We start from the raw sequence: 8,172 nt of genomic DNA on the forward strand, positions 1-8,172 counted from the left end.
AAAAAGAAAATGACTAACTATCTCCTTTGGAGGTGAAGGTGAAGTTGTTTAAAAGATAAGTCGCTATTAAAATGGAAAAATAAAGAAAAACCCCTTCATTGGGTCTATATATATGTAGCGTCTGACATCATGCGTGGTCAAAATAAAAAGCTCTCAATATGAGAGCTCATAAAACCGATACATCATAGATATCATCAAACTGAATGGTGATATCTTCTTTATTTTTATAATCTTTGCAGCTAATCTTCTTTGTACTCTGATTCATACTAACAACCTTTACAGTACTGCAACTATAATTGACGCCGTTATGATGTTTGATTTTCATAGGTAAACCATCCTTCATCGCACAATGTAAAGCGAACCCATTCTCTTCAATTTGCTGTTCATCTAGAATGGCTTTTTCCTCTTTTTCATCCTCTTTCCAAACTTCTTGCAACATTTCTATGTGTTCCGGCATCATTAACGAGGTCCACTTCTTCGTTCCTCTATCGTTCGGATTCATTACTATGTCCCCACTTCCCTCTTATATGGATATACCGACATTACATTTTCCTTTTTAAAGGTTCTGAGCTGGTTCCTAGAATAACAATAGGCAAGAATATCGTCTTTCTTAACGGACAGCACCCTGATCACTCGTTGAGATAACCGCTCATTACTCGCCAAGTAGATCATTTCAAGCTTTTGTTTATCCTCAGCTGATCGAATAAATAAACCATTCACTCTCACCACTCCTTAACGCGAACATTTGTTCCTATTATACCAAGAAGTTTTTATTTGTATACAGGAAATACATAGCAACCTAACATTAAAATTATTACAACTTTGTGAATGTCGTGTAAATTACGTTAATTTTGTTGCATTAGTTTGTTAAAGTGTTTAACCTTTAACTGCAGTTTATAAAGTATCAAACAGATTTAAGGGTGATGAGACGATGGGTACTGGGGAACTTAGAGGGAAAATAGAGAGATTGCGAAAGAAAATGTACACAGAGTATGCGAAGAACCCAACGGGTAAAGAGGTTCTTAACGTATCACAACAACTTGATAGAGTACTTAATGAATATCGATCTTTACCTAAGGAAGCAAATCCTCACCATTAAGGTGAGGATTTTTACGTTACCATATCAAAATGTCGGTCAAATGAGCCTAGTTCTATCCATACTCTTTCACTTTCGAGGAAATCACACAAGTGAGACTCTAATGAAGAAATATCAGATTGAAGGACTTTTCGATAGCAGAATGGTGTTGCCAAGTATTGAACGATGATATGGCGTTCACTATTCTCTACATAAGTATAATGTATCTTTAGAGGGCCTTGCGCAGGGTATTCACGGGTACATCCAAACCCGTCGTTACGAATAATGTAATCCATTGATTGTTTCCCTTCTTTTTTAAGTATTATTAACTAAAACTATTTTACCACTAAAGTAATTCTTGTCTACAAAAAGTATTTTAGTATTATCAGTTAATTAAAGTATCCCCCCTTCAAGTTTTGAAGGGGGGATATTTCTTAGTGTCTTCTCTTTAATTTATTAATTAAATCCTTGGCCTTTTCCCTTTGAAGTTCTGTTTCTTTCTTCAAAATTCGGTAGCTAATTGTATTACCTTCATTTACTTCTTCTACAATATCTCCATCCTTTATGTTTTTTGGAAACAAATCAATAGAAGCATCTTTTTTGATTCCCTCATTATCTCTGTACAGGAGAACAACAATGTCTCCTTCAATCCGATCAACCGTATATTTCAACAAGATATCACTTCCTAAAGAGTAATGTCTGGTCTCATTTCTTCAATAGTCGCAGGACCAATGTAACTGACATTATCCAGTTCCTCTATTGTCTGAAACGGTCCGTTAGCATTACGATAATCAATAATGTTATTAGCGATCGTTGTACCTACTCCAGTAATTAATTGTAAAGTTTCATAATCAGCTGTATTTACATTAATAGGATATTGACCTTCAGGTTCATCTAGTTCAGGATCTGATGAGCTATCATTTCCCTCCCATGTGTTTGCTGATACATCATAAGAGCTTCCGTCCGTACTAACAAGAATGTCCCCTGACTCAAATGTGCTATATAGTGAAGCTCCTGCATCTTGCAGCCGTTTGACTACATTTGGATCAGGATGCCCATAACCATTTTCACCATAAGAAAGAATACCTAATTCAGAATCTACTTGATCCATAAAAGCTTGAGATGTGGAAGTTGATGAGCCATGGTGACCCACTTTAAGAATCTCTGCTTCAACATCGTAGTTCTGTAACATGGATGATTCATTTTCTGTAGATGCATCACCAGTTAGCATAAAGTCAATATATTCATGGCTCAATTTCAAAGCAATCGATGACTCATTTAAATCACTGCTTGAGTTCATTGCGTTAATAACTTTGAGTTTAACATGATCTCCTACATTAAGATTTGAACCTTGTTCCGCAACATCAAAAGGTTTATTTTTCTGATCGATTAAACTTAAATAATCCATATACGTTTGAGTTGTGTGTTCTTTACCACTATCTACAACATGATTTACTTTAATCTCTTCTAATACATCAACCAATCCACCAATATGATCAGCATCTGGATGTGTTGCCACCATTGTGTGAATTTCTTCAATACCGGCAGCTTTAATATCTTCCACTACATCGTCACCATACCTACCGCCACAATGAGAGCCATGTGATCAAATTCCGCAAACACATCTTTGGTGCCTGTTTCTATATCATCAATTACTTCACGAAATAAGAAAACACGGAACCGACCTACGCCATCCATAATTCCCACTTTACATCGCTCTGGAGTAATTGATTCTAACAAGCTATTTTGAGGATTATCTTTTTCCTTCATCTGAACGACCGTCTTAAATCCAAATGTTTCATAGCCAGTCTCTAGTTCGCAATGGTGGTTATCCAAAACGGCACGCCCTTAGGAGCATTGCTGATTGCTCCTAAGGGCGTTTCTTCAATATCAAAAATGAATATGGAATGGACTTGTGGTTGTTTTGATTCTTTACTTTCCGATTCTCCGATATACATACCAGCATGTTGAGTATAGTTTTCCAATATATCACCTCCAACAAAAAAGAGCCGCTCAAAATGAGGGCTCTTTATACTTTCATTTTATACTTGTTCTTTGGGTCTAAAGCAATTATGTGATTCTTATAAAATGTCCAATTTCTAAATTCATTAACTTCAAAGTGTAATACTTCAGTTTCTTCTGTATCAAAAAACGGAGAAATTAATCGAATATTTTCCCCATGATAATCCAACAAAAAATCCCTGTCTACGTCTCTCAATTTTAAAATAATATCCTTATCTTCCGTATCTTCCGTCAGGTGGTTAATAGGAACTTTTACATTAGTTTCTTCCCATCTACCGCCTTTTTTTACCTCTATAAACCAAGTATCCATTAGCAATAGCTCACCACCCTTCTAAACTAAAACTTCTATAAAAGGAGACATTTTCCTTCAATCAACTTGCAACTGACGACATCCGTTAATAATATATTCTGCTACAATATTCACATTTTTTGTTGAGCATGATCACTCAAAGACGAAGCAAAGAATCACCATGAAATGATGATTCTTTGCTCTTCACTCATATTTCTTTAATAATATGGATACGGATAATATGGATAGTATGGATATGGAGTAACATAAGGCAATAGTGCTAATGCTGCTAAAGATGCAAGTGGGAAGTCGCGACGTCTAAAGCGTCGGAATCTTCTTCTAGGTCGCCCATATCCACCATAATATTGACGAATATCCCCTTCATCCTCACTTTCTCGATCCATCACATCTTCACCGACTAACACACTAACTTTGTCCATGCCCACATTTTCGATAATTCCATCAAAAGAGCTACCATCTTTCATTGTCATAGTCACATGATAATACATGTATTTTTTACATTTATCATGTAAATTCCTTGTGTCTTCATGTTGATTGTAATATTCATAATTTTCCATACTCATTTTTATCCTCCCCTTTCAGTTAAAAGGTATTCACCTAAAAGGAGAAAATTACATTTCAAAAAAAATCATATAAATTTTTCATAACTTATTATTCAACTGACGACATCCGTTAGAACAACAAGAATAACATAAGAGCACCAAACAATAGATTTTTGAAATCATAAAAAGAGAGCCTATAGTGAAATAGACTCCCTATTTCTAAATAGAAATACTTTTACTTTTTTAAAAGAGGATCATCTTCTACTTGATCCCCTCCATCCCAATCCGCACCTGGGAACCATTCGCTACCAGGGAAGTTCTTATCGTCCCATTCGCTACCTGGGAACTTTTCTTCACCAAATGCCTTTTTAGCCTGTAGAAAAGCCCAATCCGCACCTGGGAAGTTCTTTCCATCCCATTCGCTACCTGGGAACATATTATCAGGATTGGTTACCCCAACATTTTGTCCCGGTGGTGAGAAATCCAATTCCTTTGCAGCAGCAAAGGCTGGTGATGTTGACGCCATCACAAACACCAATACAAGAATTAATAAACCAATTTTTTTCATTATATTCACCTCTCCCATAATATTTTGACGCCATCAGAATATATTACCTTTCTATTTAACTCAACCCTTTCGACAAAAAAGTGTTTATAGTTTTTGACTTACTTAACTTTCGACATTCGTTACTAAAACACTTTACTTATAGGAATAGTAAACATCTTCGGCAATATCACTTTTGAATTTTCCAAATATGTTTTTATCGAATACTTCTAGATAACGACCTACTCCCATAATAAACTTCACTCTTTCAGTTTCTTCTGTAATTAAATCAAGAATCGAAACAACAGCTACTAATAATTTATGATAATTAATTGATTGCTCCTTAAACACTATAACTTCTCCTGGACTCATAGGGAGAAGTTCATTAGAAATATAGAGGTTATTTCTTTGTGCGAAATTTTGGTCATCCATTGGAATTAATTTTTTTGCTTGGATTACAAGTTCCTTTTCTGTAAAAGAACTATAGATTTTTAATAAACTTGCAATTAACTCTTCCGCTCCATTTTCTAAATCAATATCAGTCCAGGTAATTATAAAATAATTATTCATGATCTTATCCCTCCTTTTTTATCACTTTCGACAAAAGGGATTATTTTCATTAAAATATTTTCAAACTTCACTTACTAATTGTGAATGATTATTTTTTGTAATCTGTTGTTCTTCACTTTTAAAATTAGTAAATGTTTGACTTAAAGCCCAATTCACAACGTCTTGAGTTTCAATTGGCATTAGTTAAGCACCCCCATTACATAAACAGTTGCAGTACCAGTGGTCGGTGCATCTGTTTCAGCATAAATTCTTACAGTTAAGTCACTTAATCCGATTATTGATGGAAATGCATCGCTATTCATAGAAAAAGTTGCATACTGTCCACCGCTAATCCCTGGTTCAGATGGATTTTCATATTAGGACATCTTTTTGATCCACTTCTGCCATGAGGAGATCTGGCACTATTGACCTATGATAAAAATCCGGAAACGGTCTTTACAAGGAGAGGTGGTAATGATAGGCTTCCATGCCAGGCAAGCTCCTAGCTGCCGTTTATTGCCTGAAATTATAACCACAGAGGCTCCTTGTCAAGACCCCAAAATAGGTCTACATACCCGTTTTTAACAACCTATCTATGTGGCTCAAAAAGATGGCACGACTGGATCTACATGATGGCAATATTCAAAGGAGAAGTGCAGCTTTTACAAGATGATCAAGTAGTTCTTCTTGGAGATGCTTTAGGTAACACTTACCTTGGACCAACGGTAGAGAAAAACTATCAATCTGGTATTTATACTGTAACCGAGATTAAGGAGAGCAACCCACCAAGTCAATCTGTCTTCATTGGTGAGACAGTATTCCCTGCACTGGCTAAACCTCAATCCATCGTTATTGTAGATGTACCCTAAAGCAAAGTCTTAATGGGCTTTGCTTTTTCTAATGAAAAATATTAAAGGAGGGCATTCAAATGCCAAAATATATTGCAGATGCTTATTTATTGAAAGAAGGAAAAGTAGTTCAACCTGGTAATGAAATTGAACTAACTGAACAACAAGCGAAGAAGCTAAGAAATAAATTGAAAGCTGGTACAGTATTAAAATCTAATGAAGAAAAGGAAAGAGAAGACGGTACGGAAGAACATACCGATGCTTCTCTTAAAAAGCTAAGTGCTGACGAACAAAAGGAACTTGTTTCTGAGCTCGAAGGAAACCTTGATGAGCTTACCAACGAAGAGAAGCGCATTCAATTTATTATAGAAAATCAGTAAGTAGGTGATTAGGTGGAATTCACAAAAGTGGATGAATATCTAAAGAAGTTACATTTCTCAGACAGCTATAAAGAACTTCTGGAAACTGATAAAGAGAAGGCAGTCTTTACGGCGGAAGAGCTGCTAAAGGATAACTTCAGAGAATCAATGATTACAGTAAGAGCAATCTCCTTTATATGTTGGAAGGAGAGAGTGAAGAATTCTCTAAGTATAAGCGTCATGGTGTAGAATCCTTTTCTACTAAAGGCGTTTCTGTTTCCTTTAATGGGGATGATATATCGCCTGAAGTACTAAAGTTATTAGATCGTAATAAGGCTTCAGTGGGGCGCAAATATGAAACCTCCTATGAATCAATCCATTGAAGTGAAAAATCCTTTATTGGACGACAAAGGGACTCCTGTTATTGATCGATATGGGAAACCGCAGTTAGCTGCGGAAAACACCAGAGCGCGCGTCCAATACTCAACTAAAGTCGTTAGGGGCACGGATGGTCAACAATACGAATCTTCCTTAGAAGTGGACCTTTCCCCATCTATCAAAGTTAGTTATGGTTCAGAAATATCTTATACGGATCCCCTTGGTACCGTAACAAAAGGTAAGGTGATGTCCATGAATGAATCTATGAACTTTGCAGGAAATAAGGTCTATTTTAGGACTGTTAACGTTGGCTAAGAAAGATACCTTGTTTGATATTGCGTTGGAAGGCCTCGATGAATTGGAAGAGGAATTCGAGAAGGTGGAAAAAGAGTTTGAGGACGTCTTGATAGACGAGTATACCAAATATGGACTGCTTGTCGGTGAACAGGATCTAGCTGTTTTACATTCTTTTTGCTACCTCTTCCTTGCAGCTAGTTCCAAAAAAAGTTTGAATACTTCCTAAAAAGTTCCCATACAATACTCGGAGAGCTATAAGATTCCCCTTTGCGCTGGATAGCTCTTAATACTTATCATTCATCTCACGTTACCGGAGCTTATGCTTCGGCTTTTTTCATGTTTAAATTCTTCCTCAATAGCACATAATGATTAACGGGACTAGTTGCTAATATCCATTCCTCCAGCTAGTTCTGCATATGATGTAGAATTCCTTAACTACCGGAGCTTCGGCTTCGGTTTTTTTATTTTTCATGATCTCTAATCTGCTTCAAACCAAGAACAACCATATCGCCTTTGGATGGGGGTGGGGCATTGATAAAAAAATACCTGATTTTTATGATTGGATAGGCCTGGTATATGTTTAGTGGGTGTTTCTGTCATGTTATTTGCACCTCACCCAAAAAAATCTCACTAAACTAATGGATTTAGTGAAATAGGATATTAATTTTTAATATCCAAGAATGGACAATAACCCTAGTTTGATGAGATTTCTTTTGTTAATTCATACCCATACACACTAAGTACTTTATTTAAAACTTCCTTACTTTTCACTTTCTTTGGACCAAATCCAATCACAGCCTTAGAAGAGTTTACTTTAACTTGTTTACCATCAACTTGTAACAGCACAGACTGTGCTGCATCGGCGCAGCTTGCTCAGGTGATCCCTGTAATTTCATAAGTTTTAATAACTACATTAGTATTGTTTGGTTCAGGATTTTCAGCTGATGGAGTTGTTGATTCATTTTGACCGCATCATACCAAAAGCAACATTGTAAAAAATATCATTACTATACTTTTCAACTTTCTCCCCCCTACACAAAGAATAAAATATATAAACTAGCTGCAAGAATAATAAAACCACTTATTTTCTCAACTTTCCCATCTTTTCCTGAAAACTTCATCACCCAATCCGAAGAATAAGCAACGGCTAACAGAATTATTCCTTTTCCAATAGCATAAAAGACAAGCAAAGATGAACCTGCAAAGATGCTACCTTGTACAGCAACTAAAGTCATAATGGTAATAAAT

General features: G+C 36.0%; 20 protein-coding genes. 6 read left to right on the top strand and 14 right to left on the bottom strand.

All coding sequences use genetic code 11. The features are described from left to right. Window positions 1-166 precede the first annotated feature (166 nt). Window positions 167-502 carry a YolD-like family protein gene (locus tag ACFQIC_RS18595; protein WP_390217639.1) on the bottom strand — a complete coding sequence of 112 codons (336 nt, stop codon included), beginning with the start codon at window positions 500-502 and terminating at the stop codon, window positions 167-169. A gap of 2 nt (window positions 503-504) precedes the next feature. Continuing rightward, the gene (locus tag ACFQIC_RS18600; RefSeq protein ID WP_204706085.1) at window positions 505-720 is read right to left on the bottom strand and encodes a hypothetical protein; all 216 of its coding nucleotides are present in this window, start codon (window positions 718-720) and stop codon (window positions 505-507) included. A 211-nt stretch (window positions 721-931) separates the two neighbouring features. Here ACFQIC_RS18600 and ACFQIC_RS18605 point away from each other — a divergent pair, with 211 nt between their 5' ends. After that, a complete protein-coding gene (locus tag ACFQIC_RS18605) occupies window positions 932-1,099 on the top strand; it encodes a Spo0E family sporulation regulatory protein-aspartic acid phosphatase (protein ID WP_204706082.1) in 168 nt (55 codons plus the stop codon). An 11-nt stretch (window positions 1,100-1,110) separates the two neighbouring features. On the opposite strand, the gene ACFQIC_RS18610 is transcribed toward ACFQIC_RS18605, so the two are convergent. From ACFQIC_RS18610 to ACFQIC_RS18655, 10 genes are all read right to left on the bottom strand, one after another. Then, entirely contained in the window at window positions 1,111-1,371 is a 261-nt protein-coding gene (locus tag ACFQIC_RS18610; RefSeq protein ID WP_204706080.1) for a hypothetical protein, read from the bottom strand. A 138-nt stretch (window positions 1,372-1,509) separates the two neighbouring features. After that, complete coding sequence (locus tag ACFQIC_RS18615) at window positions 1,510-1,749, bottom strand: DUF3006 domain-containing protein (protein ID WP_204706078.1); 240 nt, start codon at window positions 1,747-1,749, stop codon at window positions 1,510-1,512. Window positions 1,750-1,760: 11 nt separating this feature from the next. Then, window positions 1,761-2,639 (bottom strand): helix-hairpin-helix domain-containing protein, encoded by an 879-nt coding sequence (locus ACFQIC_RS18620; protein WP_390217642.1) that lies wholly within the window; start codon window positions 2,637-2,639, stop codon window positions 1,761-1,763. Beyond that, a complete protein-coding gene (locus tag ACFQIC_RS18625) occupies window positions 2,639-2,911 on the bottom strand; it encodes a hypothetical protein (RefSeq protein ID WP_204706076.1) in 273 nt (90 codons plus the stop codon). The genes ACFQIC_RS18620 and ACFQIC_RS18625 overlap by 1 nt, the downstream gene beginning before the upstream one ends. Next, the gene (locus tag ACFQIC_RS18630; protein WP_204706074.1) at window positions 2,887-3,060 is read right to left on the bottom strand and encodes a hypothetical protein; all 174 of its coding nucleotides are present in this window, start codon (window positions 3,058-3,060) and stop codon (window positions 2,887-2,889) included. Before ACFQIC_RS18630 ends, ACFQIC_RS18625 begins: the two co-directional genes overlap by 25 nt. 44 nt (window positions 3,061-3,104) lie before the next feature. Then, window positions 3,105-3,407: a hypothetical protein gene (locus ACFQIC_RS18635; protein ID WP_204706072.1), complete on the bottom strand. Its 303-nt coding sequence runs from the start codon at window positions 3,405-3,407 to the stop codon at window positions 3,105-3,107. Window positions 3,408-3,604: 197 nt separating this feature from the next. Further along, on the bottom strand, window positions 3,605-3,970 hold the full coding sequence (locus ACFQIC_RS18640) for a small nuclear ribonucleoprotein (protein ID WP_204706070.1): 366 nt from the start codon (window positions 3,968-3,970) through the stop codon (window positions 3,605-3,607). Window positions 3,971-4,184: 214 nt separating this feature from the next. After that, complete coding sequence (locus ACFQIC_RS18645; RefSeq protein WP_204706068.1) at window positions 4,185-4,517, bottom strand: hypothetical protein; 333 nt, start codon at window positions 4,515-4,517, stop codon at window positions 4,185-4,187. Between the two features lie 132 nt (window positions 4,518-4,649). Further along, window positions 4,650-5,063: a hypothetical protein gene (locus ACFQIC_RS18650; protein WP_204706066.1), complete on the bottom strand. Its 414-nt coding sequence runs from the start codon at window positions 5,061-5,063 to the stop codon at window positions 4,650-4,652. A gap of 179 nt (window positions 5,064-5,242) precedes the next feature. Next, window positions 5,243-5,365, bottom strand: coding sequence for a hypothetical protein (locus ACFQIC_RS18655; protein ID WP_390217645.1), 123 nt, complete (start codon window positions 5,363-5,365; stop codon window positions 5,243-5,245). Window positions 5,366-5,674: 309 nt separating this feature from the next. Here ACFQIC_RS18655 and ACFQIC_RS18660 point away from each other — a divergent pair, with 309 nt between their 5' ends. From ACFQIC_RS18660 to ACFQIC_RS18680, 5 genes are all read left to right on the top strand, one after another. Then, a complete protein-coding gene (locus tag ACFQIC_RS18660; protein WP_204706064.1) occupies window positions 5,675-5,911 on the top strand; it encodes a hypothetical protein in 237 nt (78 codons plus the stop codon). Window positions 5,912-5,970: 59 nt separating this feature from the next. After that, the gene (locus ACFQIC_RS18665) at window positions 5,971-6,270 is read left to right on the top strand and encodes a hypothetical protein (RefSeq protein WP_204706062.1); all 300 of its coding nucleotides are present in this window, start codon (window positions 5,971-5,973) and stop codon (window positions 6,268-6,270) included. 176 nt (window positions 6,271-6,446) lie between these two features. Next, complete coding sequence (locus ACFQIC_RS18670; RefSeq protein WP_390217647.1) at window positions 6,447-6,632, top strand: hypothetical protein; 186 nt, start codon at window positions 6,447-6,449, stop codon at window positions 6,630-6,632. Beyond that, a complete protein-coding gene (locus ACFQIC_RS18675) occupies window positions 6,604-6,942 on the top strand; it encodes a hypothetical protein (protein ID WP_204706060.1) in 339 nt (112 codons plus the stop codon). The genes ACFQIC_RS18670 and ACFQIC_RS18675 overlap by 29 nt, the downstream gene beginning before the upstream one ends. Then, window positions 6,935-7,150: a hypothetical protein gene (locus ACFQIC_RS18680; protein WP_204706058.1), complete on the top strand. Its 216-nt coding sequence runs from the start codon at window positions 6,935-6,937 to the stop codon at window positions 7,148-7,150. Before ACFQIC_RS18675 ends, ACFQIC_RS18680 begins: the two co-directional genes overlap by 8 nt. A 467-nt stretch (window positions 7,151-7,617) precedes the next feature. Here ACFQIC_RS18680 and ACFQIC_RS18685 read toward each other — a convergent pair whose 3' ends face one another. Together ACFQIC_RS18685 and ACFQIC_RS18690 are read right to left on the bottom strand one after the other, a co-directional pair. Beyond that, window positions 7,618-7,770, bottom strand: a complete 153-nt coding sequence (locus tag ACFQIC_RS18685; RefSeq protein ID WP_204706056.1) for a hypothetical protein — start codon at window positions 7,768-7,770, stop codon at window positions 7,618-7,620. 185 nt (window positions 7,771-7,955) lie between these two features. Beyond that, window positions 7,956-8,172, bottom strand: a 217-nt coding sequence (locus ACFQIC_RS18690) for a hypothetical protein (RefSeq protein ID WP_390217649.1), incomplete at its 5' end; no start/stop codon positions are given.

Source organism: Halobacillus seohaensis (assembly GCF_042663045.1).
Classification (GTDB): Bacteria; Bacillota; Bacilli; order Bacillales; family Halobacillaceae; genus Halobacillus_A; species Halobacillus_A seohaensis.